Here is a 25,884-nt window from a genome sequence, read left to right as displayed (position 1 = left end):
AACAGCTCCTACCGGTCGCAATTATATAACGCCGATATCAAAAAGAGCAGGCCGTCTCATTCGAATGATTGGCCTACCCTTTATAACCATATCCCTGCTTCAATTTCTCAAAGGGCCGGATTGCCTTCCGGCTATATTGAATAGAAAAAGAAACGGCGATCGCCGAAGTGGAGAGAAAAAAAGTAGTGGCATATGTCAAAAAAGCCTTGCCAGCCGCGTCCAAAGCGGGGAAGCAAGGCTTTTTCTATTGTCCGATCGCTTTAAAGCGGCAGCCATTTTAAAAAGGCTCTAATTTGCTCATCCCAATAAGCCCAGTTATGGTCCCCTGGTCCTTCCTCGTACGTCAATTCACGTCCCAAATCGCGGCATGTTTCCCGGAATGTTAAATTGCCTTCATATAAGAAGTCGGACGTGCCGCAGCTTTGATACAAAAGCGGCTTCGCTTCATCCCGGCCAGCTTCGCGGGCAAGCAGCTGGAGCAAATCGTCTCCTGTGCCTGCGACGTTTCTGCCTCCATAAATAAGCTGAAATGCACGCTTTAAATGTTCATAAGCTTGAAATTCTTTTGTATGGGAAACGATATCCAACGCACCTGAAAAGCTGCCCGCCGCCGCAAATCTGTCCGGATAAGAGAGCGCCCATTTGAAAGCGCCATACCCGCCCATCGAAAGCCCTGCGACAAAATTGTCTTCCCTTGCCTCCGATAATGGAAAGAAAGAACGGGCGACCGCCGGCAGCTCCTCCGTCAGAAAAGTCCAGTAGCGTCCACCCTGCTCCATATCGGTGTAAAAACTATGATGGCAATTGGGCATAACGACCGCAATACCGAGCTCTGCAACATATCGTTCGATAGGAGTATGTCTTGTCCAAATGGTGTGATCGTCCGAAAATCCGTGAAGCAAATATAACGTTTTATGCTTTTGTGCAAGGCCCACTCGTCCGTCAATGCCGATTTGACTTCCCGACTGCTGTGGAAGAATGACCGTCATGGCCGTACTCATGGATAAAGTTTCTGAATAAAACTGACAAGTAATAAGCGCCATTTCCGACCTCCTGAAGCCCGTTTTTTTACTTTCCTATGTAATGTAGCACAACATTAATTTTTTTTCATGTAATTCTCATAATTGCATTTTGGCGGCTCATAATGCTAGGTTTTCGTTCTCATTCGCAAAAAGTGGCCTTTTTTTCTTGTGCTATAGTGTATTCATAACATAACGCAACGAGAAGGGATTATCTGACATCATGAGAATACATAACCTGCTAAAGTCCATTATTAAAATTGGAACATGCGGCGCAATCGCTTGGTCGGCGATTACGTTCGGCGCGGCGACAGAGCAAGCTCATGCCGCTACCCCGACCTCCATCAAATTGATCGATACGAGCAAATCGTTTATGGGAACACCTTACCAATACGGCGCAACACCGGGAAATACAAACTCTTTTGATTGCTCGTCCTTTACCCAATATATTTTTAAAAGCTATAAAGTATGGCTTCCCCGCACTTCCGGAGGTCAGGCCAGCATGGGCAAAAAAGTGGACAAAGGCTCCCTCAGCATGGGCGACCTTGTATTTTTTAATACAAATGGAAAATCCATCAGCCATGTCGCCATTTATGCCGGCAATAACAAAATCGTACACAGCTCCAGTTCGCAAGGCGTTACAGTCAGCGATATGAACTCGAAATATTGGAAAAGCAAATTTGTAACTGCACGCCGCGTCTTGTAATCATGGCCCCGTTAGCAAAAGGGCAGCATCGGGAGGGTTCCCCGGCGCTGCCCGTTTTTTATTGGATTTCAATTTTAAACCAACCGTCCCCGCGCCCTTCCCGGTAACGGCTCGTTTTCCGTTTTCCTGCAATGCCTTTTAGGCCAAGCTGTTCCGCAAGATGAAAAAGATGAATTCCTTCCCGTTCAACAAAACCCATCTTTTTAAAATAATAATTGTCCTCCAGCAAGGAATGGAGTACTTCTTTTCTTTCAAATAGAGGCCGCCCTCGCCAATCTTCCCCGTTCCATTGCAGCAGGTCGAATGGATAATAAATGACCGGCATTTCTTTTTTGGCATCCCGAATTTGGGGCACATGATTCATGCGAAACCGCTGCTGCAGCAAATCAAAATCCGGCTTTCCCGTAATCGGGCTCAAGCAGGCGACTTCACCGTCAAGTACAAGGTCGCCGGGGATACGAATCGGTACCGTATGTAATTCCGGGTACTTCCGAGTAACTTCGTTTCCATAACGTGTAAACAAACGAACCTTGCCGCCCTCTAAAGAAAGCTGAAGCCGATGTCCGTCAATTAGCGGCTCGAATATAAACTTATTATCGTCAAAAGGCTTTACCGTCTCGGACGGTAGCATAGGCGGTATAAACATTTTCTCTCCCCCCGTACCCATCTTAGCACGGAATGATTCCGATTTTATCCGGTAAATGCAGGAGCAATTAGCGAATAATTCAATGCCCGTCTACGCATAATAGCGACAAGCGAATACTTTCGAAGTATGTTTTGCTGCGCAAAACGAGCGAATGCTTACGATGTATGTTTTGCTGCGCAAAACATTTGAGGAGGAACAAAAATGGCAAACAACCGAAACGGACGGCTGCTCGTGCCTGAAGCAAGGGCCGCGCTGGAGCAGTTGAAATACGAAGTAGCGGCGGAGCTTGGCATTCAGCTGCCGCAAGACGGCTATTATGGCCATATGACTACCCGCGATATGGGCTCCATCGGCGGCTACATTACTCGCCGACTAGTCCAAATCGCCGAGCAGCAGCTGGCGGGAAGCCGCTGGTCATAGCACAGCAGAGAGGGCGCCGCAGCGCTCTCTTTTGCTTTTATCCTTTCTTTTGTGCGCAAAAATCGGTAAAATGGGATATAGTTGTCCTTGCTACATAACATCTTCCCACTTCATTTTATAAGAGAAAGGAATATCCCAAATATGATTATCCAACCAAAAACGCGCGGCTTTATTTGTACAACCTCTCATCCAGACGGCTGTGCCAGCCAAGTTCAGCGGCAAATCGATTATGTAAAAGGCCAGCCTGCCATTACAGGCCCTCGCAATGTGCTCGTAGTAGGAGCTTCCACCGGCTACGGCCTCGCTTCCCGCATCGTATCGTCTTTTGCGGCTGGCGCCAACACGGTCGGCGTCTATTTTGACAAAGCTGCGGAAGGAGCGCGTACGGCATCAGCAGGCTGGTACAATTCAGCAGCGTTTGAAAAGGCGGCTGATGCAGCCGGAGTTAAATCGTTCAGCATCGTGGGCGATGCGTTCTCCGACGAAATTAAAGCGAAAACAATCGACCTTATTTCCACTGAGCTAGGAAAGATCGATCTTGTTGTATACAGCGTCGCTTCCCCGCGCCGCACCCATCCTAAGACGGGTGAAGTATTCTCCTCCGTTATTAAGCCGCTTGGCGGCACGTATAAGAACAAAACGGTCAACTTCCACAGCGGCGAAGTAACTGAAGCAACGATCGAGCCAGCTACGGAAGACGAACTGCGTCAGACGATTGCCGTTATGGGCGGCGAAGACTGGCAAATGTGGATCGACGAGTTGCAAAAGGCGGGAGTACTGGCTGACAATGCCACAACGGTTGCCTACTCTTATATCGGGCCGGAAATTACTCATGCGGTATACCGCGAAGGAACGATTGGCGCCGCCAAAAACGATCTGGAAGCAACCGCAAAGCGTCTGCACAACCAGCTCAGCGACAAAGGCGGACGAGCTTACGTGTCTGTCAACAAAGCGCTTGTGACACAATCCAGCTCCGCTATTCCAGTTGTGCCGCTTTACATTTCGGCACTGTATAAAGTGATGAAAGAAAAAGGCATTCACGAAGGCTGCATCGAGCAAATGTATCGTCTTTTTTCCGAAAGACTGTATGGCGGCGGAGAAACGCTGCTTGACGAAAAAGGCCTCATTCGGGTAGACGACTGGGAAATGCGCCCCGAAATTCAAGAAGCAGTGACGAAGCTATGGGAAGAGCTGACTACGGAAAATGTATATGAACTTTCCGACCTGGAAGGCTACCGCCGCGAGTTTTTCCAACTGTTCGGCTTTGAAACGGACGGCATCGACTACGAAGCGGACGTCAATGCCGACGTAGCGATCCCTAACTTGCGATAATGGAATACGAAGCGCCGGAATGGATGGGCAACGATCCTTTTCGGCGCTTTACCGGGTTAATACGAGTAAAGAGACATTTATGGAGGACATTATGCCAACAACAATTAAAGTTTTTTCCGGTTCATCCAACGAAACGCTTGCCAAAAACGTATGCGAGCAGTTGAACATGCCCCTTGGAAAGTCGGCTATTTCCCGCCTGCAAAGCGGAGAAATCCATGTTTCCTATGAGGAGTCGCTGCGTAATTGCGACGTCTTTCTGGTACAGTCGTTGTCCCATCCCGTCAACGAGCATTTGGTGGAGCTGCTTGTCATGATTGACGCCGCCAAACGCGCATCCGCCAAATCGATCAACATTATTATGCCGTATTACGGTTATGCCCGCCAAGAGCGCAAGTCCGCTCCGCGTGAGCCTATTTCCGCCAAAATGGTAGCCGATGTGCTGACGACGGTTGGCGCAGACCGGATCGTTACGGTCGATTTGCATGCCGATCCTATCCAAGGCTTTTTCAAAATTACAGTCGATCATCTAACCGCGTTGGATATGATTATCGATTATTTGCGCGCTAAAGAGATTAAAAATCCCGTCGTCGTATCTCCCGATGCCGGGCGCGCGACAACGGCCGAGAAGCTTGCGGGCTTGCTCGATTGCCCATTCGCGATTATGATCAAAAACCGCTCCGCGCACAATCAGTCTGAAATTACCCATGTCATCGGCGAAGTAGAGGGAATGACCCCGATTATTATCGAGGATTTAATCGATACCGGCGGCACCATCATCAACGTAGTAGAAGCTTTGAAAAAAAGAGGAGCGGAAGACGCCTTTATTTGCGCAACGCACGGTCTATTTTCCGAAAATGCGGTTGAAAGGTTGAACCATCCGAACATTCAGGAAGTGGTTATTACCGACACGATCGCCTTAAGCGGTGAGCGTCCAGACAAGTTTATTGTGCTTCCTATGTCGCCTCTTCTTGGTACGGCCATTAAAATTATTACAGAGGGCGGCTCAATCGCCACTTTGTTTAAATCGGAATAGTTGCTCTGATCAACAGAAAGAGCCCGAACCGCGGCAGATTCATTCTGCTCCCGTTCGGGCTCTTTTTAGAGGAAACGCTCTGTCAGCCGGGGCGAGCGAGCGCCCTAAATGACCACCCGCCTCCGTTCTTCTGCGGAACGAAGACAAGCTTCAAGCGCCTTCATATTGGAAACCGAATCAGTTGCGCCCCCAGGCAAAGGCTCTAGCCCGGCTACAGCTCGGTAAAGTCTATCCGCCTGTTCCGTATAAGAGTTGACATGAGGAACTTGGATCTCCCTCCGCTCTCCCCTTGCCTGTACAAAGAAGTTCGCGCTGCCGGGCTCATTCGTGACGTAAGCGGAAGGCACCTCGATTATCCCTTCCGATCCAAGCACCTCAAGCGGATTCCGGAACGCCGCCCACATTCCGCAATCGAACGTGAGCGAAACGCCGCCTGCAAACTCCATTAGGCCGGAGGCCATCATATCGACATCTCCATGCTCCGGGGAAAAAACGGCTTGCACCGTCACCGCTTCCGGCTCTTTGCCAAGCAGCAGCCTCGCGGCATGAACCGGATAACAGCCTACGTCATAAATAGAGCCGCCTCCCCACTCTTTGCGGCATCGGACATTCGTTTTATCCTCAGCATTATTAAACGTAAAAGAGCTGCGGATGGCGCGCAACTCGCCGATTTCGCCTGAATCGATGATGCCTCGTATCCGTTCATATCGGGGATGACAGCGGTACATAAATGCTTCCATCAACACGACGCCGGCTTTGGCGCATGCCTCCTCCATCTCCGCCGCTTCTTTGGCGTTCAAGGCAATAGGTTTTTCGCATAACACATGTTTGCCGGCTTCGGCAGCCCGAATCGTCCATTCATAATGCAGATGATTTGGCAAAGGGATATAAACAACGTCTATAGAAGGATCGGCCAGCAGCTCCTCATAGCTCCCATAAGATTGCGGAATCGAATGTTCTTTCGCCGCGTGAGCCGCTTTTTCGCTATTCCGGCTGGCAATGGCCGTCACTTCGTTCCAAGCGGACTCCTGCACCCCGGGAATAACCGATTTTAACGCAATGCCCGCACAGCCTAAAATGCCCCACTTCAATTTGTTTGCGTTCATGTTTGCAGCTCCTTGTTATGTACTAGCCATCTTAAAGCGATTATAGTCCCACAGCCGACAAATGAAAATAGGGCCAGACTAAAGAAAATCCCTCCCCATCATTGCTGCGGGAAAGGATTTCAATTAGTCCTATGGCGCGGATGTCTATTCTAAATAGCGTTTGATATGCTCCGCTTCCAGCTTTAAGCCTTCCGCGAGTCCGATCTTTGGAGTATACCGAAGAAGCCTTTCCGCTTTTGTTATATCAGCCCAAGTATGCATAGGCTCGCCTTTGAGAGAGCCGACTCGAACAATGTAGGCCCGTTTTCCCGTTATGCCTTCCAAAAGTTTGATCACTTCCTTAATAGAAGCCCGCTCTTTGCCGCCGATATTGATCGTCTCCCCAATAACTCCATCGGCTTCGGCCACTGCGGCCGTTGCAGCCGCACAATCCGCAATGTATGTGAAATCTCGGGATTGCTGACCGTCGCCATACAAGGTAAGCGGCCGCCCTCCTTCGATTTGCTTAATAAAACGGTGAAAAGCCATGTCCGATCGCTGTCTTGGGCCATATACGGTAAAAAAGCGCAAAATGACGATAGGCACACCCTCGTTCTTCCAATATACACGGCACAAATGCTCGCCGGTCAGCTTCGTCACCCCATATGGAGAAAGCGGGGATGGCCAAGCATATTCAGAAACCATCCCTCTTTTTTCTCCATACACGGAAGAGGTGGAGGCGAACACAAACTTTTTCAGCTGTTTTCCTTTGCACGCTTCAAGCAACCGCTGAGTAGCGGCGATATTATTCCGCTCGTAATGCTGAAAGTCAGCTCCCCAGCTATTGCGAACGCCGGGAATACCGGCCAAGTGATAGACGATGTCTACCCCTTCCAGCGCTTGCTCCCAGTCGATGTCAAGCAAATTGTCTTGCCGGAACGAAAACCGGGGATGGCCCTCCAGGCTTCCCAAATTTCTTGTTCCGATCACGCTCAGCTCTTCTCTGATCAACGCATCTACGCCTATGACCCAAACCTCGTCTTTTTGCAGCAGCGCCTCGCATAAATGCGAGCCAATAAAACCGGCCGCGCCGGTCACCAATATTTTCAAGGTCGCCCCACCCCTATATAATGCAATCCAGCCCGTTCGACCGCAGCTTTATCCAAGACGTTTCGGCCGTCCATGACGACAGCGCCTCCAAGCGCTCCTTTGACCTCATTCCAGTTGGCTTCCACAAACTGCTTCCATCCCGTAGCGACAACTAAAGCATCCGCCTGCTCCAACGCTTCCACCATCGTAGCCGCCCACTCCACTCCGGCCACTGGCGGCGATACGAGCGGGTCGTACGCCGATACTTGACATCCTGCGGCCGCAAGCTTCTCCATTAACGCTAACGCTTGAGAATAGCGGATATCGTCCGTATTTTCTTTAAAGGTCGCCCCCCATACGGCGATTCGTTTCCCTGAATCAAGCGCGCCTATATGTTCCTCAAGCTTAAGGACATAAGCGTCCAGCTGTGATTCGTTTACGGCCGCTACCGTTCCCAGCAAGGTGAACGGTCTATCCTTTGCCGCTGCGGCTGCGATAAGTGCATTTACGTCTTTGGGCAGGCAAGAACCGCCGTAGCCAATTCCCGCTTGAAGAAATTTGCCGCCGATCCGGCTATCCAGCCCGATGCCGAAAGCCACCTTCGTAATGTCGGCTCCATAAGCGTCGCAAACTCTTGCCAGCTCGTTTACAAACGAAATTTTGGTTGCCAAAAAAGCATTGGAGCCGTATTTGATCAACTCCGCTTCCGCCCTTCCCGTCACCACAATATCCGTCTCTATTCCTTCATAAAGAGACTTCACTCGTTCGGCTGCCGCGGCGCTTTTGGTCCCGATTACCATCCGGTCAGGATGAAGCGTGTCATAAAGGGCCGTGCCTTCCCTTAAAAATTCAGGGTTAGATACAACGTCAAATAGATCAGGGGGGCATCCTTGTTGAAGCAAAAAGGTTTCCGCCCAATCTCCCGTTCCGGGCGGGACGGTGCTTTTCATAATGATCGTTTTGTGGGTGTGCAAAACAGTCGCAATCGTTTGCAGCACACTTTTTACAAAAATAAGGTCGGCGGTCCCATCCGGAGCTGATGGCGTTCCTACCGCAATCATAATGGCCTCGGACTCTTCCATCGCCTCCGAAACATCGGCACGGAAATACAAAGTGCCACGCTTGCGGTTGCGCTGGATCATTTCGTCCAAACCCGGCTCGTAAATCGGAACAATGCCGCCGTTCAAGCTTTCTATTTTCCCCTCATCGCGATCGACGCAAGAGACCGTAGCCCCAAGTTCAGCCAGCACAGCCGCTGTGGTCAAACCCACATACCCTGCGCCTACTATACAAATGTTCATAAAGCTGCATCCTCTCTGCGCAACTTTTTTTGCGTTACGACATCATGTGCTGCCAAAGAGGAAAGGGCGACGGCGTTTATCGCATTTTCTTTACAAAACTTTTGTGATTCGGGCGGAAAGCCCGTTTTCCGCATAGACAGGCTTCGATTCCATCGCAAGGCATATACTGTTGCTAAATGAAGAAACCGAATAAGAGGTGATGCCATTGATTCATAAAGCAATCATACCCGCCGCCGGATATGGCGTCCGCAATTTGCCTGTCACCAAAGCGATTCCAAAAGAGATGTTTCCTATTCACGGTCGGCCGACCATTGATTATATCGTGGAGGAAGCGCTGCTCGCCGGCATTCATGAAATATTGATTGTTTTGTCACGCTCCAAATCTAGCATTATGAACTATTTTGACCGCTCCATCGAGCTTGAATGGTTTCTGGCTGCCAGAGGCAAGGAACACCTCATCCCGGCCATAGCTCCGCCGAAAGCTCGCATTCATTATATTAGACAGCACGAAGCGCTAGGTCTCGGACATGCCGTTTTGCAAGGGAAAAGCTTTGCGCAGGGAGATCCGTTTGCCGTACTTCTTCCGGACCAAGTCAGCTTAAGCCGAAAATCGATGCTAAGTCCATTAATCCGCAACAGCCTGCTGCATTCCGCCTCCGTACTCGGGTTGCAAACAGTTCCGGCATCTATGCTTAAACAATATGGGGTGGTTGCTGCCCAAAGGATATCAAACCGGGTTCACCATATTTCGGGCATTGTTGAAAAACCGGCTGCCGATCCGCCTTCCAATCTAGCGATTATGGGCAGATATATATTGCAACCTTCCATTTTCGACGCGCTAGAGGATACCGTTCCCGGCATCGGAGGAGAAATCCAGCTAACGGATGCGTTGGTTCGGATCTGCTCTACCTCTCCTATGATCGGCTACGAATTTAAAGAAAAATGGTACGACACCAGCTTAGAGCGTGATTATTTAAGAGTTCAACAAAAGGCAAACGAAATGCGGAGACGAGATTTAAACAAAAAACAAGCGGGGAACAATAGAGGTTAATACAATGAACAGGATTCTGGCCGGCCGAAACCGGCTGCATCCTGTTTGTGGCCGTTTGACCTGCCTACGCCGCTACAATTACAATGAGAAATAAAACTGGTTCAAACGAGGAGAGTATCTATGTACATAAAACAAGCCTCAACAACCGTTTTAATCGGAACTTTGCTTCTTTTTCTAGCCCTCGCCATTCTGACCGGATGCGGTCAAAGCGGTGATAAAGCCTCCCCTGCTCCGTCTGCGATCGTAAGCAGCCCGGACAACGGGCAGCATTCACCCGCTCCTAGCTCCAAGGCAAGCCCGCCTAACGAAACTCACACCGATGATCCCATAAAAACAAAAATAAATGAAATGACTTTGGATGAAAAAATAGGGCAGCTGTTTATCGTTGGCCTGGACGGAACAACGATGGACGCAGAAGCTGCGGGAATGATTAAGCAGTACAAAGTGGGCGGATTTATTTTATTTAAGCCCAATATTGAAAATGCCGACCAGACGCTTTCCTTGTTAAATGAGCTAAAGTCCCAAAATGATGCCAATCCCGTACCGCTGTGGCTTAGTGTCGATCAAGAAGGCGGCCGGGTCGCCAGGCTATCTCCTGAATTTGCTAAGCTTCCTACTGCTGCCGCAGTCGGAGAGATGGGCAGCGCCAGCTATACTTACGGGATCGGACAAGCTCTTGGAGCCCAGCTAAGCGCACTCGGCTTCAACATGAACTATGCGCCCGTTCTTGATATTAACAGCAATCCGAACAATCCCGTTATCGGAGACCGTTCCTTTGGCACTACACCCCAAGCAGTCAAACTTCACGGAATGGAAATGATGAAAGGGATTAATTCGCAAGGGGTTGCCGCTGTAGCGAAACATTTTCCTGGCCATGGAGATACGTCAGTCGATTCCCATTATGACTTGCCCGTTGTCAACAAAACGCTTGCGCAGCTGAAGCCATTTGAGCTCATTCCATTTGAAGAAGCGATTAGCCAAGGGGCCGATGCCATTATGGTTGCTCATTTGCTCATGCTTGAGCTGGACAAAGACTTTCCTTCCTCCATTTCTAAAAAGGTGATTGGCGGTTTGCTTAGAGAGGAACTGGGGTATGACGGCGTCGTCATAACGGATGATCTGACTATGGGAGGCATCTTGGACGGCTATTGGATTGGAGAAGCCGTAGTAGCGGCAGTGCAGGCCGGAAGTGACCTCATGCTGATCGGGCATGACGACAACCTTCAGCTTGAAGCGTTGAATGCGCTGCGACATGCCGTAGAGTCGGGAAAGATTAGCGAAGATAGGCTCGATCAGAGCCTCCATCGCATTTTAACATTAAAGCAAAAATATAATCTGAAGGACGAACCTATACAAACAATAGATGTCGATGCGATCAACAAAAGGGTACAAAACGCGCTAGAAGCCAGGCCATAACGGCCTGGCTTCCCGCATGATTAACCAATGAGCACTTTCTCTTCCGGGTATCCGATCTTGCTGTCGCGCTTCCGGCTGGCAAGTGCAAACGCTAGAGTAAGCGGTCCCAGTCTGCCTGCAAACATAGTAAAAATAATTAGCAGCTTTCCTGCCGAAGAAAGCTCCGGCGTCAAGTTAAGCGTTAAACCGACCGTCGCAAATGCCGACGTTGCTTCAAACAGAAGAGCGATAAAATCTTGCCCGCCTTCCGTAATCGTCAGCAGAAACGAAATGGTAAGCACAAGCCCCAGCGAGATTAAAATAACGGACAAAGCGCTATATACGATTTCGTTTGCAATTTTGCGTTTGAACAGTTGGACTTGGCTGCGCCCGCGTATATGGCTGTACATAGCCGCCAGCAATACCGCAAACGTATTCGTTTTGATCCCCCCGCCCGTAGACCCCGACGAAGCTCCGATAAACATGAGAAAAACCATTAGAAATTGGGTTGCCGTCAACAGCCCTCCCATATCGACGGAGTTAAAACCTGCCGTTCTTGTCGACATGTTTTGGAAATAGGCCGCCCACAGCTTTTCGGACCAGCTTAAACTGCCAAATACAGCAGGATTGAGCAACTCCAGCACTAAGATAAGAATAAAGCCGCCAACCGACAAAATAGCCGTCATCAGCAATACAATTTTAGTGTGCAGCGAAAACTGGCTCCATCTGCGCTTTTTGAACACGTCCATAATAACAATAAAACCGATCCCGCCTGTCACAAACAGCATCGTGATGACGATATTGACGACAGGATCGCCGACATACCGCACCAGATTATCCGGCCATAGGCCGAATCCCGCGTTATTGAAAGCCGAAACGGCATGGAAAGCGGCGTAATAGGCGGCCTGTCCAACTCCTAAATCTGGAATCCATCTAAGCCATAAAAATAGCGCCCCTGCCGCCTCAACTGAAAACGTAATGATGACGATACGAAGCACAAGCTTGATCAGCCCTTGAATCGAGGTCGCCTTTGTCGACTCCTGAATAAACACGCGCTGCTTTAATCCGATGCGCTTTCCAAGCAGCAATGCAATGATGACGCCATAGGTCATAAAGCCGATTCCGCCAACTTGAATGAGAAGCATGATGACGACTTGGCCGAACACCGTATAGGCAGAACCTGTATCGACAACGGCAAGCCCCGTCACGCAAACCGCGGATGTAGACGTAAACAGCGCATCCAAAAAGCCGATAGACTTGCCGCTTGTCGAGGCTAAAGGCAGTGCCAGCAAAATGGCGCCGATCAAAATAATGACCGCAAATCCGATTACTGTCCATTGATGAGGATTCAGTTCCGTTTTTCTTTTGAAGCCTATCAAATCCATCGGTATTCCCCCTAATCCTCAAACATTCTTTCAAAGCGGGTAATATCGCTGTTTTTTCCTACGATTACAAGCATATCGCCTTCATAAATCAGCTCATCCGCGTGAGGAGACACAACCAAATCGTTGTCCTTTCTTCGAATGGCGATGACGCTGCAGCCGAATTTGGCGCGGAAATTGAGCGTTTTGAGCGTCTTTCCGCCAAAGGTGTCGGGAGCAATAATTTCGACCAAGCTGTATTCGGGCGACAGCTCCAAATATTCAATCATATTTTTGGAGGTGACTTGATGGGCGACACGGACACCCGTATCCCGCTCGGGATGAACGATATGATCGGCCCCGACACCTTCAAGCACTCGTTGATGATAATCGCTTGTCGCTTTCGCCGTTACCATCTTTACCCCTATATCCTTTAGAATTAGTGTGGTCAAAATGCTGGATTGCAAATCTTCCCCGATTGCCACGATGGCATGGTCGAAGTTGCGGATGCCGAGTTCTCTCATCACTCCGTCATCCGTAGAGTCCGCCTGGTACACATGCGGCAGGATGGAGGCAAATTCCTGCACTTTTCGCTCATCCTTATCAATGCCCATTACTTCGTACCCCAAAGACAGAAGCGTCTTTGTTACGCTTTCTCCAAATCGGCCAAGACCAATCACAACAAACTGCTTTCTCATTCCAGTGAGCCCCTTTTCTTCTCTCTAATCATCGTAAAAATACATTTGGACACAGCAAAAAACCGCAGAGAAAAGGCTCTCCGCGGTCAATTGAACACAAATGGGCACACTTATCTCTCGAACAACGCTTACGAGGTTAGCTGTCGGATTCGGGAGTCGAGACCTCCCTACCAATGAATGGATTCACCCCTGCGGCGCGCTAAGCTGCCGCTATGGTTCCCCCGCTGTTCCTTCCGGAACATTGAGCGTTTCGTATATTCAGCTATTAGCTAATGCTACTCCTTTCTATTTCAATTGTAAAAGTCGATTCCGGTCAAATTTCGACTAAAAAGGATTGAAAACCGAATAATATAGCGCTTACATTCAGAACAAAGTCAGCCAATCAACGATTCTTTCATTTTTTTGACGATTTTCGCTAGTTTTGAAAATAAATTTGAAGCGATTCTATTTCACTTTGAAAGCGGATGACAGCTCTTGGAGCTCTGTTGCCATTCGGCTAAGCGATTCCGAAGACGAGGCGATTTCCTCCATCGAATGGTGTTGCTGATTCGAGGCTTCCGCAATGCTGCCGAGCTCCTGCAACGATTGTTTGGAAATGCCCAGCATTTCGTTCGTGGACGCCGAAACCTGCTCCGTGCTTGCAGACAACTCCTCCGTCGCGGCCGACACTTCCTGAATTTGGGCCGAAACGCCTTCTACCGCGCGAAGAATCGTTTGGAACACAACGCCAACTTGGTCGAACTGCTCCACGCTTTTGGCCACTTCGTTGATGCCTTCGGTAATCGATCTGGATGTAAGCTCCGTAGAATCTTGGATTTCTTGCAGGATGGCGCCAACGGATTCCGCAGCAGCCGTCGTTTGCGATGAAAGCTTTTTGACCTCGCCCGCTACGACCGCAAATCCTCTGCCCTGCTCGCCTGCACGCGCCGCTTCGATCGAAGCGTTGAGTGAGAGCAAATTGGTTTGCGCCGCAATTTCGGCAATGTATTTCAATATTCCTTCGATTTGTGCCGACTTGGCTTCTAACTCGCGCACTCTTGCCGCCGATTGTTCTACCGCTTCGCTCGCTTGTTTAATTTGTTCCACCGCTGTCCTGACGACCAATTCGCCTTGCGACACTTCAGCATGGACCTGCTGAGACTGCTCGCTCACAACGCCGGAGGATTCTGCAATTTTTTGAATGCCGATGGCCATCTCCTCCATCGCAACGGCGGATTGCTCAGAACCTTCGAATTGGGTACGCGAACCCGCCGCAACGCGCTCTGCCGCTACCGCTGTTTCCTTGGCCGACTTGGCATTGCTGGCGGAAATCGCCGTCAATTGCTCGGATGACACGGCAGCATGCTCCACCGCTTCCGACAGCTTGGACAACGTCGCTTTGAACGAATCCAGCATCCCGTTCATGTTCAGTTTGAGCTGCTGCATTTCATCTCTGCCTTTTACCGGAAGCCGATCCGTCAAATCTCCATCCGCCACTTTTTTCATCAGCTTTGTCATTGCCGCAACCGGACGCAAAATAAATCCGGAAGAGAAATAAGAAATGACGGCGATGATCAGAGCGCAAACCGCGATAATGATGATTCCCGTCTCCTGCGATTGCAGAACTCCGCTCATCAGCTCGGAGGCATCGCCGGAAACGACCACTCTCCAGCCCGTCCGTTTGACGGCAGCATAGGCAGCTAGTTTGGGAGTTCCGTCCGCTTCCGAATAGTTCACACTTCCGGTTTCCAGCTTCAATACTTCTTCGGTATATCTTTTTAATTTAGCCTCGTTGGCATAATCCTTAATTGGCTTGCCGATTTTCTCCTTCGTCGGATGAGCCAAATAAATGCCGTCTTTAGACAGCAAATATGCGTAGCCCGTTTCTCCAATTTTTTGACGGTTCAATTGATCCAGAAGCTTGCCGGGATTAACGCTTGCTTGCACAAGCCCTTTAAACACACCGCTTCCGTCCAAAATCGGAACATCGACAATAACGGTGCTTTGACCCGTCATACCGTCATGTAAAATATCGGAGACGCCTGCCGTTTTTTCCTCCTTAATTCGCGCAAAATTGGTAAACGAGGAAATGTCCAGTTTTTGCCCTTGATCCTTTACCGCCTGCCCCTTGTCATTGGAGTAGCCAAACGTATAAACGTCAGGATCCATCGCTTTCATCGATTTGAGCAGCGGCACTATCGTCTCCGGATTTCCGCCTAGGAAAACATCCTTGTACGTAAGAAGCATACTTTCCATAGCTGCAATTTTGCCCTCGACAAAAGCGTCAATCGCGGCTGCGTTGGATGTGGCCAGGATCACTTCTTTGTCTTTCACGCCATCTTCTACATTACCGGCAAACATGACGGATAATGAGGTAGAGACGAGCAAAAGCGGAACAACGGTGAGCAAAAGAAGAAATAGCGTAAATTTAGTCCGGATTGAACCCCACCATTTTTTGAACCCCGCTATTTTTTTGTTTTCCATCCTGTAATCCTCCCACGCCAATTTAACTATTATTTCGGCAATTGGGGCGGACTGATGAATGGAATTCGACAGTATTTACAATAAAATCCTTTACCTAAGAAGGTAAAGGATTTGTAAAGGAGAGGCTTCCTCTCTATTCCGCTAGTCTCTCGTACAAATAATCGACAATATGCATCGCTTTCATAGGATGCGGCGGCTTATGTTTTTCAATTCCAAGCTTCATTTGGAGCAGGCAGCCCGGGTTGCTTGTGAGCATATAGCGGGCTTTGGTACCTGCGGCATGCTCCATTTTGTGCTCCAGCAACTGCCCCGCCATCTCCGGCTGCGTCACATTATAAATGCCCGCTGATCCGCAGCAGCGGTCTCCTTCCTTCATCTCGACAAAGGCCGCATTTTCGACGCTTCGCATCAGCTCGCGGGGAGCCGACGAACTTTTCATCACATTGCGCAAATGACAGGAATCTTGATACGTAATGACCGTATCCGTACCTGTGCTCTCGCTCTGCGAAGTTTCGACAAACCTTGGAACTCTTCCTTTTTCGACGATCAGTTTGCTAATATCGAGCACTCGCTCTGAAAATAGACGCGCTTCCTCGCGAAGTTCCGAGTCCCCATCATCGTGGAACAAATGGCCATACTCCACCAGCAGCGCTCCGCAACCGCCTGCATTAGAGGCAATATAATCAATGCCCGCTTCCTTAAACGCATGGATATTCAATTTAGCGAGCGCTTTTGCATCCTCCATTTCGCCGCTATGGGCATGAAGCGCCCCGCAGCAAGCCTGAGCCGTTGGAATAACGACCTCAAAGCCGGCTTCCGACAGCAGCTTGACTGTGTTGACGTTGGTTTCCGCAAACATAACATCCATGATGCAGCCTCTAAACAAAGCGACTCGCGCAACAGGCTCTCCTTTTGCCGGGTAAAACGTGCCCAGCCGCTCCACTACGCCTTTGACTGCTGCATCCGGCAAAATCGCTTCCATTTCTTGCAGATGGCGGGGAAACAGCTTCATCATCCCCGTCCCTCTCGCCAGCTTGCGCAGGCCGGATTTTTGGTAGACGGCAAGCGCTCCCCCAAGCAGTTTCAGACTGCGGCGATGCGGAAACACTCCTTTGAACATCAGCTTGCGCAGTCCCTTGACGGGGGCGCTATACTGGGCGTGATCGCCAATCGCATCTCTGGCTTGCTCAATCAATTGGCCGTATTTCACATCGGCAGGGCAGACAGGCTCGCAAGCTCTGCATCCCAGGCAATGATTCATTTGCTCTTGAAAGGCAAGATCGGGGTCCATCAGCCCGTCGGCCACCGCTTTCATAAGGGCAATCCGCCCCCTTGGAGATTCCGGCTCCATTCCCGTCTCGCGAAACGTCGGGCAGGCCGGAAGACAGAAGCCGCAGCGCATGCAATTCGTCAGTTGATCGTAGTCCAGCTTATTTAGCAAAGTTTGCGCTAGCGGATTCGTATGCTTAAGGTCTGGTTTTTTGTTCGTCGCTGTTTCAGCCATGCTGCAAAACCACCCTTTTCCTCGTTTCTTTTGGAAACATTTTTCCGGGATTCAACAAATGATGGGGATCAAATGCCGCTTTAATGCCGCGCATGACTTCTAATCCCGCTTCTCCCACCTTCCACTCCAAATAAGGCGCCTTGACGATTCCGATTCCATGCTCTCCTGTAATCGTTCCGCCGAGCTCAATTGCAGCTTCGAATATTTCCGCAAACGCTTCTTCCACACGGTGAATTTCCTCGCTATCTCTTGCATCGGTTGTCGCCGTTGGATGAAGATTGCCGTCCCCGGCATGGCCGAATGTGGCGATGGTAACGTTATACTTTTTAGCGATCTCGTTAATTTTCAGCACCATATCGGCAATTTTCGATCTTGGGACAGTAGCATCCTCCAATATCGTCGTTGGACGAAGCCTTGCGAGCGCGGTAAAGGCGCTTCGGCGTGCCGTAAGCAGCTTCTCCGCCTCCTCGCGGCTTTCCGCAACTTCGATGCGGTCGGCGTTCTCCCCTTCGCAAATGTTCCGAATGCGCTCAATATCCCGTTCCACCGTTTCGGGATCGCCGTCTTGCTCGATAAGTAAAATGGCCTCCATGTCGCGAGGCAGTCCAAGCTTAGCAAAATCGTCCACGACCCGAATCGTCGGGTTGTCCATAAACTCCAGCGTGGCAGGAATGATTTTCGACTCGATAATCCGGGACACCGTTCTGGCCGCGCCGTACAAATCCCGGTACATGGCAAGCATCGTCTTTTTTGCCTGTGGCGGCGGGATGAGCTTAAGCGTCGCTTCCGTAATAATGGCGAGCGTTCCTTCCGAGCCTACCAAAAGCTTAGTCAAATCGTAACCAGCCACATCTTTCATCAGCTTGCCGCCCGTCCGAATGATGTCACCGCTCGCCAGCACCGCTTCTAGGCCGATTACATAATCTTTTGTCGTCCCGTATTTGAGACCTCGGAGCCCGCCCGAACATTCTGCAATATTTCCGCCAATTGTGCTAATCTTCATGCTGCTTGGGTCCGGCGGATAAAATAGCCCCAGCCCTTCTATATGTGCAATCATTTCCGCCGTAATCAATCCAGGCTGTACTGTAGCGGTCAAATTTTCCGTATCCACTTCCAAAATCCGGTTCATTCGGTGCATGACCATAACAACGCCGCCATGGACAGGAACCGTTCCTCCGCAAAGATTGGAGCCGGATCCTCTGCTGATTAGCGGTACTTTATACTCATATAAAATTTTCATAATGGCCGAAACTTCTTCCGTCGAAGAAGGATAAATGACGCCGTCCGGCAGCGATTGCAGCATTGGCGTTCCATCGTAGGAATGGGCAACAAGCGCTTCCGGGTCATCGCGAAAGTAACGGTCTCCAACAATGGAACGAAGTTTGGATATACATTGTGGCTGCAGCAAACAGAGCTCCCCCGCTTCCTTATCATCAGTTTAAATTCATCAGGTCATCTGATGACTTTTCATTCATTATAGCTTATGCTTAGATATAAATATAGTAGTTCCACAAAAATCGCAGCGAAGCTCATCAGCAACGCAGCGAAACTAGCGACCGGGAGAGTTGTTTATGCGCCATCTAAAAATCGAAACCGAAAAAGGCCACGAAATCGTCGGCCGACTTCTCATAGAACGAATTAAAGCCGGAGAATGGGAACCCGGCGCCAAACTTCCGTCCGTCGTGGAGCTGTCGGGGCAATTCGGCGTCGGCCGATCGACGCTTCGCGAGGCGCTCAGCGCTCTCAAAGCGATGGGCTGGCTCGACATTCGCCACGGCGGAGGAACATTTGTCAAAAAGGTGCTGCCAAGCGAAGGAAATCAAGGAGGAATGGCTTTATTTCAAGAAGCCGACTCCATTTTGGAGCTGCTGGAGGTGCGTAAGCTGCTGGAAGCCGGAACATCGGCGCTGGCTGCGGAGCGCCGCACCGAACAAGATTTGCTTCGACTTGAAGGCATTTTGCAACGGATGGAGGATGCTCTGCTTCAGAGAGATACCGGTGCGGGTGAACGGGCGGACGTAGACTTTCACGCTGCCATTGCGGCAGCATCCCATAACCGTTTGCTGGATCAACTGATGGATTCATTGACGCAGCGCCTTAGCGAAACGATTGGAAAAACGCGCGAGCTATGGTTTTACCGGGAGCAATCGACGGCGGAGAGACTGCTGGAGGAGCATCGGCACATTTATGCCGCTATTCGGGATCGCGATGCCGACAAAGCGGCTAAACTAATTGAAGAACATTTAAGTAAGGTGGAATCCGTACTACGGACCTCCATTCCCGCATCCCATTAAAAAAAGCCGTCGGGAGACCGGACTGCTTCCCTTAGGAAGCCTCTCCAGTCACCAACGGCTTTCAATTGTTTTCTATTAGCCTTGAACAAAACTTGGATCCATATAAGCAATTTCCCAAGTATGCCCGTCCAAATCTTCAAAGCTGTGCTGGTACATAAAGCCGTGGTCGACCGGGTCGCTAATGAGCTTACCGCCAGCCGAAACCGCGCGCGATACAATTCCGTCCACTTCTTCCCGGCTTTCAGCGGAAATGGCAATGAGCACCTCAGTTGTAGAGGAAGTGTCGGCAATCGCTTTTTTCGTAAACGTTTTGAAGTACTCCTCTTTCAGAAGCATTGCGAAAATATTGTCGCCGATGACAAGGCAAGCCGCTTTGTCGTCTGTAAATTGTGCGTTAAATTCAAAACCGATCGTTGTAAACAGCTTTTTTGATGCTTCCAAATCCTTTACCGGCAAGTTGACAAAAATATGTTTGGACTGAAATGCCACTTCGATCACCTCATCAGAGTAATGGTCAAGCAAGAACTTGGTTCTACTATAACAAAACCAAAGGACGGACGTTTCTTACGGATTGCGAACATTTGTCCCCCTCTGTCTCGTCCACTTTAATCTTACATGTACGCTCACGCGATTGCAACGTCACCGCCATCCATGAACGAGCTTGCCGAGAAGAACCATCGTTTCCTCCATTGCGGCTTCCGGTTCCGTAAGCTCTGCCATTCTTAAAGCCGATTCGTTCAGCGCTCCCGAAATAAAATGCGCCATCGCTTCTAAGGAAACATCGCCGAGAACGCCCTTTTCCTTCATCGCCTGTAGCTGCTCCCGCAAATGCCGCATCGAATTTTGCTCATCCAGCATACGCCATGCCTCCCAGCCCAGCACGGCCGGTCCTTCAATCAACAAAATCCTTTTGCGGCCCGGCTCCACCGCCGCCGCCAGGAAAGCGCGGCTGCCAAGCAAAAGCTGCTCCGTCAAATCATCGCTTTTGGCCGCTTCCTCCTCCACGCATTGCCCAACCTCTTGCTGAACGGCATCCAATACGGCATGAAACAATCCTTGTTTATTGCGGAAATGGTGGTACAAAGCGCCGCGGGTAACTTCCGCTTCCGCCGCTATCGCTTCCAATGAAGCATGGCCGTAGCCATTGTCCGCAAAATGCCGCTTCGCCACCAGCATCAGTCTGCGCAGCGTCTCGTTTGCATCTTCCTTTGTCCTTCTCATCTTGCCGTTATCGCCCTTTCGTCATGACCAAACCTGCTCGTTATATTGCTCTGCATGCTCACCGGTCGGAGGGATGACTTGTATGATATCTAATAGAATACCATTAGGATCGCTAGTTATAAAATGCCTCTGGCCAAACGTTTCATCCCGAATGTCCAGATGAAGCGGCAGCTTCGCCTCTCCGATTAGCCGCTCATACACTTCGTCCACGTTTTCTACTTCAAAATTAACAATCATGCCGGACGTCGCTTTTCGAAAGCCGGCAGGAATCGTCTCATGAGTCGGATCAAGCAGAGCAAATTCAAAAGGATAGCTTGCGTCCACCAGCTTTAGGCTGACGTACCAGTCCGATTCGAATACGGCGGCAAATCCGAAATGCTCCTTATAAAACGATGTGCTGCCTGCAATATTCTCAGTCAATAGGACGGGATAAAAGCTGTTTGCTTTCATTTTTATTACACGCTCCTTTTGTTATTTTCTTTACATGTTCAATTTAACATACATTCTGTATGTATGTAAATGGGGATAAATAAATAATGAACCCTCTTTCCTTTTTAATTATGTTTATGCGGAATGGAATCTCTTCCTTCTTTTCATTTACAGCTCCGGTAAGCGATTGTATGATGGAACAAAAAGAAAGGGGTTCGAATGTGAATTTTGTAGCTTGGCTTATAATTGCTTGCGAGATTGCCTTCTGGATTTTTATCGCGCTGGGACTTACGGTCAGATATGTGTTGAAAAAAGAAAAGCTGGGTCTCCTCTTTTTGCTCATGTCGCCCGTGGTGGACGTTGTGCTGCTTGTTGCTACAGGCATAGATATGTATAACGGGGCTACCGCTACAATGGCTCATGCTATTGCAGCAGTATATATTGGCGTATCCGTCGCCTTCGGCAAAAGCATGATCGCATGGGCGGACGAGCGATTCAGCTATTATATTGCAAAAGAAGGCCCCGCGCCCGTCAAACGGTATGGCAAGGAATATGCCATACATGACTTGAAAGGCTGGGGCCGGCATGTCATCGCCTATTTGATCGGAGCGGGCCTCATGCTCATTCTTGTATTTTGGATTGATGACCCCTCCCGCACAGAAGCATTTACTCGTGTATGGCAAACGTGGTCGCTTATTCTCGGCATCGACCTCATCATTAGCATCAGCTCTTTTATTTGGCCGAAGCGGCCGCGTTCCAAGTAATTTTATTCAAACCGGCTGCGTTTAGGAAAACATAGTTTTCAAAAACCGGCCGGTATGCGACTCTTCGCAAAGCGCCACCTTCTCCGGCGTCCCCTGAGCTACGATGTCTCCACCCCCGGCTCCGCCTTCCGGCCCGATATCGATTACCCAATCGGAATCCGCGATGATGTCCAAATTATGCTCCACCACAATGACCGTATTTCCAGCGTCAACCAGCTTGTTCAACAGCACCTTCAATTGCCGAACATCTCCCGGATGAAGACCCGTAGACGGTTCGTCTAGCAAATACAACGTATGCTGCGCCGTTTTTTTGCTAAGCTGCTTGGCCAGCTTGATCCGTTGCCCTTCTCCGCCGGACAGCGTGCTGAGCGACTGGCCCCAATTCAAATAGCCCAGTCCGACCTCGAACAGCAGTTGCAGCGTTTCGCTAATTTTTTTCTGCCCTTCAAGAAGCGGTAAGCTTTCGCCAATGGACATATCGAGCAAATCGGATATGCTGTAACCTTCATAAGTGACGGCCAGCACTTCGTCTTTAAACCTTCTGCCGCGACAAGCCGGACAGCGCACTTCGATTTCCGGCAAAAAGTGCATATGCACTGGCACGACGCCAAGCCCTTGGCATTCTTCGCATCGCCCGCCCGGCGTATTGAAGGAAAAATGTTTGGCTGTAAGCCCCGCCTTTTTCGCAGACGGGAAGCTGGCATACCAGTTGCGCAAGTGGGTGTAAACTTCCGTATAGGTTGCAATATTGGACCGCTGCATCCGGGATAACGGCGACTGATCCACCATAATGACCGGGCCAGCCTCTTCCCAGCCCGTGATGCGCTCGCACCCTTCCGGCCTATCGTTGTCAAATCCCGATGAAGCCAGCAAATCAAACACAAGCGTCGACTTTCCCGATCCGGAAACGCCAGAGACGGAAACGAGGCAGCCGAGCGGAAATTCGGCCGTTATTCCTTTTAAATTGCGCAGCGTCGCATGGTGCACCGTCAATTTAGCGCCGTTTCTTTTTCTCCGGGCGGGCTTGCCCTCAGCTGCCTTCTCCCTAAACGTCGCTCCCGTAACCGATTCCGGCTGCTCTATTAATTGTTTTAGCGTCCCTTGCCCGACCACTTGTCCGCCGAACCGTCCGGCTCCGGGACCGATATCGATAATATGGTCTGCCGCATGCATTACCTCTTCGTCATGTTCAATGACCATAACGGTGTTGCCTAAATCGCGCAGTTGCTTCAACACTTCAATTAATCCTTGCGTATCGCGGGGATGCAGGCCTGCCGTCGGCTCATCCAATATATACAGCACCCCGGTCAATCCCGATCCCAAAATCGAGGCAAGCCGCAGCCGCTGCGCCTCTCCCCCGGACAACGTCACAATTTGCCGGTCCAGCGACATATATGACAAGCCTGCATCTATAATTCTTTTTAGCCGCACTGCCATATCGTATACGATTGGACCGACGAGCTGCTCCTCATCTGTATTGAAAGAATCTCTGAGCGATTCCAGCCAATGGAGCGTTTCGCCAAGCGCTCTGGAGGACGCATCTTGAATGGCGACGCCGGAGACGAGTACGAGCCGACTTTCCTTGCGCAGCTTGGCTCCCCCGCAGCTTCCGCATACGCTTTGCTTGAACAGAGAGGCTTCGCCGGACTCCCCGCCTTTTTCGTTATATCTTCTCCAAATGCCGGTTACGACCCCTTCGAATTTGCCGCTTGTTACCGTCTTCGGCGGTTTTGTATCCGGGAATCGGGCTGTGAATACCTCGCTTTCCGCACCGTAATATAGGAGGTCCAGCATGGCGGGATCGTAGTCCTGAAGCGGGGCATTCTCGTCAAAGGCCAATCCGTAATGGTTGGCCCCCGCTTTTAAAATGCTGACGTTATAATCGATGTACATCCCGCTCCAAAAAGCGATTCCGCCATCGCGGGCGCTTTTGTCCATTTGAAAGACAGCAGACGTATCAAGAGTGGCGACATGGCCTAGCCCCCCGCAGCCATCGCAAGCCCCTTCCGGCTTGTTGAATGAAAAGTGAGACATCGTCAGCTTAACGAGCGTGTGGCCGCAGGAGGCGCAGCTTACCTTTTCGTTAAATGCCGTATCCTCATCGTCCGAAACGAGCTTGGCAGCCGGTTGTCCCCCGATAACAGGCTTTACGGTTGCCCCGCATGAAGGGCATGGCCTCTCGCCTAGCTTCGAGTACAAAATGCGCATCAGCGTATAAATATCGGTAGCCGTTCCAATCGTGGAGCGAGGGTTGCGGTTCGTTTGATGCTGGCCTACACTAATAGACGGAGAAAGGCCTTCTATGGAATCAACCTTCGGTTTGCTTACGCTGTCTGAAACCATCCCCATCGATTCCATATACTGCCGTTGGCATTCCCGCTGCAGCGTGTCCAGCGCCAGCGTCGATTTCCCCGAACCGGACGGTCCCGTTACAACAACCAGCTTATGCTTCGGAATTTCCAAAGAAATATTTTTTAAATTGTTTTCTCTTGCACCGCGAATACGAATCGTTCCGTTCATTTTTTTCCTCCCCAGCCTTCGTTTTTTACAAATCCACTCCATTCTACAACATTGATGCAAGTCTTAAAGTTTGATTAGAATACAACACTTCTCATTTAAGTAACCTTATCATGTTGCTTTAATCTTTAACTTTATAGTTTTAGTTCGGATGCACCATTTTTCGACATGGCAAATAAAAAAAGCCTTGCCCGCAAAGCGGATTGGCTAAGTCTTCTCATTGAAAGACGTTGCCAATCCGGCTTACGCTGCAAAGCTTTATATGATGTAAACTACGACTCGCATTCAATGAAAAACGGAATTCGGTGCATGACCTGCTTGACCGTAAAGCGGTGCAAATATTGAATCGTTTGGGATTCAGCCTCATGCAAAATCAGCTCCAGCTGTTGATCCAGCAAAGCGCCGGCTTCCGCGCATTCGCCTTCCCGCTCCATACAGCCGTCTTTCTCATCGCAGGCTTCGCGCCGTCCCGCTTGAACGGCCTCGTAGATTTCGCCAAGCGTCAATTGATCCACTTGTTTTTTCAATCGGTAGCCGCCGTCGCGGCCGCCGCGCGATTCCACGATTCCGGCTTGAACCAAGGAATTGAGCACTCTCCGCATAAACGTTGCATGCGATTCCACTTGGCCGGCAATGGCCGCGCTCGATAAAATCGTATTTTTGTGCGCCAGCCGAACGACGGTATGCATTGCAATTTTAAAATGCGGCGGCCCAAAATCAATTCCTTTATCCGCTACGCTCATGCTTCCACCTCCTACTTGCGATTCACTCGCCAAGCGCCAACATCTACGCTTAATTATAGGATGATTTCGGTACGGTTGGCAAACAAAAGGAGCCGGATTGCGGGGACAATCGGCTCCTTTTTGGGCATTACTGTTTTTAGAATGCCGAACCTGCTTCAAATGCTTTGCGAAGTCCTTCTCCAATAATCGCTTCTTTACGGTCAGGGAATTGGTTGTGGCCTTCAATCACATGAGTTTCCGCATCGTGAATTCCGATAAAGCCCATAATCGTTTTCACATAATTCAGCGACATTTCAATTTGCTGCATCGGCCCTTCGGAATAAACGCCGCCCCTTGCATTAAGAAGCGCCACTTTTCTGCCGCCCGCAAGCCCTACAGGCCCTTGCTCCGTATATTTAAACGTTTTGCCCGCTTGGGAAATATAGAATAAATAAGTCAGAAGCTGTGCTGGAATCGTAAAGTTCCAGAGCGGGAACGCAATGACAATTTTGTCGGCCGCCATAAATTGATCCAAATAGCGGTTTGCCGTTGCCGTCAGTTCCTTCTCTTCCGAAGTCAGCTCCATGCCGTTAGCTTCTTTGTAAAGGCCTGTCATCATCGCATTATCAAAATAAGGAAGATTTTCGGCAAACAGATTCAGCTCCACAAGTTGAGCTTCTGGATTCGCTTCTTTATATCCTTTCAAAAACTCATCGTACATTTGCGCGCTGACGGATTGCTCCGACGGACGGTCGTTCGCTTTAATAAACAAAACCTGGCTCATTCTTTTCTCTCCTCTTAATGTGCTTAATTCGGGCACAATTTACACTAAAA

At 49.9% G+C, this 25,884-nt stretch carries 24 protein-coding genes and 1 riboswitch; of the genes, 8 read left to right on the top strand and 16 right to left on the bottom strand.

What is annotated here, in order from left to right; translation table 11 throughout:
• Positions 1-260: 260 nt before the first annotated feature.
• Positions 261-1,043: an alpha/beta hydrolase gene (locus tag ACFQZE_RS01205; RefSeq protein ID WP_379352807.1), complete on the bottom strand. Its 783-nt coding sequence runs from the start codon at positions 1,041-1,043 to the stop codon at positions 261-263.
• A 199-nt stretch (positions 1,044-1,242) separates the two neighbouring features.
• Between ACFQZE_RS01205 and ACFQZE_RS01200 the strand changes: the two genes are divergently transcribed.
• Entirely contained in the window at positions 1,243-1,725 is a 483-nt protein-coding gene (locus ACFQZE_RS01200) for a C40 family peptidase (RefSeq protein WP_379352805.1), read from the top strand.
• A 58-nt stretch (positions 1,726-1,783) separates the two neighbouring features.
• Here the strand turns inward: ACFQZE_RS01200 and ACFQZE_RS01195 are convergent, their stop codons facing one another.
• Positions 1,784-2,371 carry an ATP-dependent DNA ligase gene (locus ACFQZE_RS01195; RefSeq protein ID WP_379352803.1) on the bottom strand — a complete coding sequence of 196 codons (588 nt, stop codon included), beginning with the start codon at positions 2,369-2,371 and terminating at the stop codon, positions 1,784-1,786.
• Positions 2,372-2,572: 201 nt separating this feature from the next.
• On the opposite strand from ACFQZE_RS01195, the gene ACFQZE_RS01190 reads away from it, so the two are divergent.
• From ACFQZE_RS01190 to ACFQZE_RS01180, 3 genes are all read left to right on the top strand, one after another.
• Entirely contained in the window at positions 2,573-2,791 is a 219-nt protein-coding gene (locus tag ACFQZE_RS01190) for an alpha/beta-type small acid-soluble spore protein (protein WP_379352801.1), read from the top strand.
• 141 nt (positions 2,792-2,932) lie between these two features.
• Positions 2,933-4,123, top strand: coding sequence for an enoyl-ACP reductase FabV (gene fabV / locus ACFQZE_RS01185; protein ID WP_379352799.1), 1,191 nt, complete (start codon positions 2,933-2,935; stop codon positions 4,121-4,123).
• A gap of 91 nt (positions 4,124-4,214) precedes the next feature.
• Positions 4,215-5,156 carry a ribose-phosphate diphosphokinase gene (locus ACFQZE_RS01180; RefSeq protein WP_379352797.1) on the top strand — a complete coding sequence of 314 codons (942 nt, stop codon included), beginning with the start codon at positions 4,215-4,217 and terminating at the stop codon, positions 5,154-5,156.
• Positions 5,157-5,260: 104 nt separating this feature from the next.
• Here the strand turns inward: ACFQZE_RS01180 and ACFQZE_RS01175 are convergent, their stop codons facing one another.
• The 3 genes from ACFQZE_RS01175 to ACFQZE_RS01165 form a co-directional block, all read right to left on the bottom strand.
• A complete protein-coding gene (locus ACFQZE_RS01175) occupies positions 5,261-6,262 on the bottom strand; it encodes a Gfo/Idh/MocA family protein (protein WP_379352795.1) in 1,002 nt (333 codons plus the stop codon).
• A gap of 144 nt (positions 6,263-6,406) precedes the next feature.
• Positions 6,407-7,351: an NAD-dependent epimerase/dehydratase family protein gene (locus ACFQZE_RS01170; RefSeq protein ID WP_379352793.1), complete on the bottom strand. Its 945-nt coding sequence runs from the start codon at positions 7,349-7,351 to the stop codon at positions 6,407-6,409.
• A complete protein-coding gene (locus ACFQZE_RS01165; RefSeq protein ID WP_379352791.1) occupies positions 7,348-8,631 on the bottom strand; it encodes a UDP-glucose dehydrogenase family protein in 1,284 nt (427 codons plus the stop codon). The genes ACFQZE_RS01170 and ACFQZE_RS01165 overlap by 4 nt, the downstream gene beginning before the upstream one ends.
• A gap of 205 nt (positions 8,632-8,836) precedes the next feature.
• On the opposite strand from ACFQZE_RS01165, the gene ACFQZE_RS01160 reads away from it, so the two are divergent.
• A complete protein-coding gene (locus tag ACFQZE_RS01160; protein ID WP_379352789.1) occupies positions 8,837-9,682 on the top strand; it encodes a UTP--glucose-1-phosphate uridylyltransferase in 846 nt (281 codons plus the stop codon).
• A 120-nt stretch (positions 9,683-9,802) separates the two neighbouring features.
• Positions 9,803-11,098 (top strand): beta-N-acetylhexosaminidase, encoded by a 1,296-nt coding sequence (gene nagZ, locus ACFQZE_RS01155; RefSeq protein ID WP_379352787.1) that lies wholly within the window; start codon positions 9,803-9,805, stop codon positions 11,096-11,098.
• Positions 11,099-11,118: 20 nt separating this feature from the next.
• Here the strand turns inward: nagZ and ACFQZE_RS01150 are convergent, their stop codons facing one another.
• The 5 genes from ACFQZE_RS01150 to ACFQZE_RS01130 all read right to left on the bottom strand — a co-directional run bounded on the left by ACFQZE_RS01150 (position 11,119) and on the right by ACFQZE_RS01130 (position 18,511).
• Complete coding sequence (locus tag ACFQZE_RS01150) at positions 11,119-12,462, bottom strand: TrkH family potassium uptake protein (RefSeq protein ID WP_379352785.1); 1,344 nt, start codon at positions 12,460-12,462, stop codon at positions 11,119-11,121.
• Positions 12,463-12,473: 11 nt separating this feature from the next.
• Positions 12,474-13,136 (bottom strand): potassium channel family protein, encoded by a 663-nt coding sequence (locus tag ACFQZE_RS01145; protein WP_379352783.1) that lies wholly within the window; start codon positions 13,134-13,136, stop codon positions 12,474-12,476.
• 109 nt (positions 13,137-13,245) lie between these two features.
• A riboswitch (cyclic di-AMP (ydaO/yuaA leader) is annotated at positions 13,246-13,394 on the bottom strand.
• Positions 13,395-13,580: 186 nt separating this feature from the next.
• Entirely contained in the window at positions 13,581-15,599 is a 2,019-nt protein-coding gene (locus ACFQZE_RS01140; RefSeq protein ID WP_379352781.1) for a methyl-accepting chemotaxis protein, read from the bottom strand.
• Positions 15,600-15,732: 133 nt separating this feature from the next.
• Positions 15,733-17,103, bottom strand: a complete 1,371-nt coding sequence (locus ACFQZE_RS01135) for a (Fe-S)-binding protein (protein ID WP_379352779.1) — start codon at positions 17,101-17,103, stop codon at positions 15,733-15,735.
• Positions 17,096-18,511: an FAD-binding oxidoreductase gene (locus tag ACFQZE_RS01130; RefSeq protein WP_379352777.1), complete on the bottom strand. Its 1,416-nt coding sequence runs from the start codon at positions 18,509-18,511 to the stop codon at positions 17,096-17,098. The genes ACFQZE_RS01135 and ACFQZE_RS01130 overlap by 8 nt, the downstream gene beginning before the upstream one ends.
• A gap of 163 nt (positions 18,512-18,674) precedes the next feature.
• Here ACFQZE_RS01130 and ACFQZE_RS01125 point away from each other — a divergent pair, with 163 nt between their 5' ends.
• Complete coding sequence (locus ACFQZE_RS01125; protein ID WP_379352775.1) at positions 18,675-19,397, top strand: FadR/GntR family transcriptional regulator; 723 nt, start codon at positions 18,675-18,677, stop codon at positions 19,395-19,397.
• Positions 19,398-19,472: 75 nt separating this feature from the next.
• Here ACFQZE_RS01125 and ACFQZE_RS01120 read toward each other — a convergent pair whose 3' ends face one another.
• The 3 genes from ACFQZE_RS01120 to ACFQZE_RS01110 form a co-directional block, all read right to left on the bottom strand.
• A complete protein-coding gene (locus tag ACFQZE_RS01120; RefSeq protein ID WP_379352773.1) occupies positions 19,473-19,886 on the bottom strand; it encodes a VOC family protein in 414 nt (137 codons plus the stop codon).
• A 150-nt stretch (positions 19,887-20,036) separates the two neighbouring features.
• A complete protein-coding gene (locus ACFQZE_RS01115) occupies positions 20,037-20,618 on the bottom strand; it encodes a TetR/AcrR family transcriptional regulator (RefSeq protein WP_379352771.1) in 582 nt (193 codons plus the stop codon).
• Between the two features lie 21 nt (positions 20,619-20,639).
• A complete protein-coding gene (locus ACFQZE_RS01110; RefSeq protein WP_379352768.1) occupies positions 20,640-21,068 on the bottom strand; it encodes a VOC family protein in 429 nt (142 codons plus the stop codon).
• 200 nt (positions 21,069-21,268) lie between these two features.
• Here ACFQZE_RS01110 and ACFQZE_RS01105 point away from each other — a divergent pair, with 200 nt between their 5' ends.
• A complete protein-coding gene (locus ACFQZE_RS01105) occupies positions 21,269-21,811 on the top strand; it encodes a hypothetical protein (protein WP_379352766.1) in 543 nt (180 codons plus the stop codon).
• A 21-nt stretch (positions 21,812-21,832) separates the two neighbouring features.
• Here ACFQZE_RS01105 and uvrA read toward each other — a convergent pair whose 3' ends face one another.
• The 3 genes from uvrA to ACFQZE_RS01090 form a co-directional block, all read right to left on the bottom strand.
• Positions 21,833-24,331: an excinuclease ABC subunit UvrA gene (gene uvrA, locus ACFQZE_RS01100; protein WP_379352764.1), complete on the bottom strand. Its 2,499-nt coding sequence runs from the start codon at positions 24,329-24,331 to the stop codon at positions 21,833-21,835.
• 269 nt (positions 24,332-24,600) lie between these two features.
• On the bottom strand, positions 24,601-25,071 hold the full coding sequence (locus ACFQZE_RS01095) for an RrF2 family transcriptional regulator (protein WP_379352762.1): 471 nt from the start codon (positions 25,069-25,071) through the stop codon (positions 24,601-24,603).
• A 136-nt stretch (positions 25,072-25,207) separates the two neighbouring features.
• Positions 25,208-25,834 (bottom strand): FMN-dependent NADH-azoreductase, encoded by a 627-nt coding sequence (locus tag ACFQZE_RS01090; RefSeq protein ID WP_379352760.1) that lies wholly within the window; start codon positions 25,832-25,834, stop codon positions 25,208-25,210.
• Positions 25,835-25,884: the final 50 nt, after the last annotated feature.

The organism is Paenibacillus sp. GCM10027627 (genome assembly GCF_042675505.1).
In the GTDB taxonomy this organism is placed as follows: Bacteria; Bacillota; Bacilli; order Paenibacillales; family Paenibacillaceae; genus Pristimantibacillus.
The sequence above is the reverse complement of the archived record's forward strand: the minus strand, read 5'-3'. Positions and strand labels throughout refer to the sequence as shown.

Excerpts from the sequence above, each read along its gene's own strand:
- ACFQZE_RS01205 (WP_379352807.1), bottom strand. The coding sequence starts at position 1,043 with ATGGCGCTTATTACTTGTCAGTTTTATTCAGAAACTTTATCCATGAGT.
- ACFQZE_RS01200 (WP_379352805.1), top strand. The coding sequence starts at position 1,243 with ATGAGAATACATAACCTGCTAAAGTCCATTATTAAAATTGGAACATGC.
- ACFQZE_RS01195 (WP_379352803.1), bottom strand. The coding sequence starts at position 2,371 with ATGTTTATACCGCCTATGCTACCGTCCGAGACGGTAAAGCCTTTTGAC.
- ACFQZE_RS01190 (WP_379352801.1), top strand. The coding sequence starts at position 2,573 with ATGGCAAACAACCGAAACGGACGGCTGCTCGTGCCTGAAGCAAGGGCC.
- fabV (WP_379352799.1), top strand. The coding sequence starts at position 2,933 with ATGATTATCCAACCAAAAACGCGCGGCTTTATTTGTACAACCTCTCAT.
- ACFQZE_RS01180 (WP_379352797.1), top strand. The coding sequence starts at position 4,215 with ATGCCAACAACAATTAAAGTTTTTTCCGGTTCATCCAACGAAACGCTT.
- ACFQZE_RS01175 (WP_379352795.1), bottom strand. The coding sequence starts at position 6,262 with ATGAACGCAAACAAATTGAAGTGGGGCATTTTAGGCTGTGCGGGCATT.
- ACFQZE_RS01165 (WP_379352791.1), bottom strand. The coding sequence starts at position 8,631 with ATGAACATTTGTATAGTAGGCGCAGGGTATGTGGGTTTGACCACAGCG.
- nagZ (WP_379352787.1), top strand. The coding sequence starts at position 9,803 with ATGTACATAAAACAAGCCTCAACAACCGTTTTAATCGGAACTTTGCTT.
- ACFQZE_RS01150 (WP_379352785.1), bottom strand. The coding sequence starts at position 12,462 with ATGGATTTGATAGGCTTCAAAAGAAAAACGGAACTGAATCCTCATCAA.
- ACFQZE_RS01145 (WP_379352783.1), bottom strand. The coding sequence starts at position 13,136 with ATGAGAAAGCAGTTTGTTGTGATTGGTCTTGGCCGATTTGGAGAAAGC.
- ACFQZE_RS01140 (WP_379352781.1), bottom strand. The coding sequence starts at position 15,599 with ATGGAAAACAAAAAAATAGCGGGGTTCAAAAAATGGTGGGGTTCAATC.
- ACFQZE_RS01135 (WP_379352779.1), bottom strand. The coding sequence starts at position 17,103 with ATGGCTGAAACAGCGACGAACAAAAAACCAGACCTTAAGCATACGAAT.
- ACFQZE_RS01125 (WP_379352775.1), top strand. The coding sequence starts at position 18,675 with ATGCGCCATCTAAAAATCGAAACCGAAAAAGGCCACGAAATCGTCGGC.
- ACFQZE_RS01115 (WP_379352771.1), bottom strand. The coding sequence starts at position 20,618 with ATGAGAAGGACAAAGGAAGATGCAAACGAGACGCTGCGCAGACTGATG.
- ACFQZE_RS01110 (WP_379352768.1), bottom strand. The coding sequence starts at position 21,068 with ATGAAAGCAAACAGCTTTTATCCCGTCCTATTGACTGAGAATATTGCA.
- uvrA (WP_379352764.1), bottom strand. The coding sequence starts at position 24,331 with ATGAACGGAACGATTCGTATTCGCGGTGCAAGAGAAAACAATTTAAAA.
- ACFQZE_RS01095 (WP_379352762.1), bottom strand. The coding sequence starts at position 25,071 with ATGAGCGTAGCGGATAAAGGAATTGATTTTGGGCCGCCGCATTTTAAA.
- ACFQZE_RS01090 (WP_379352760.1), bottom strand. The coding sequence starts at position 25,834 with ATGAGCCAGGTTTTGTTTATTAAAGCGAACGACCGTCCGTCGGAGCAA.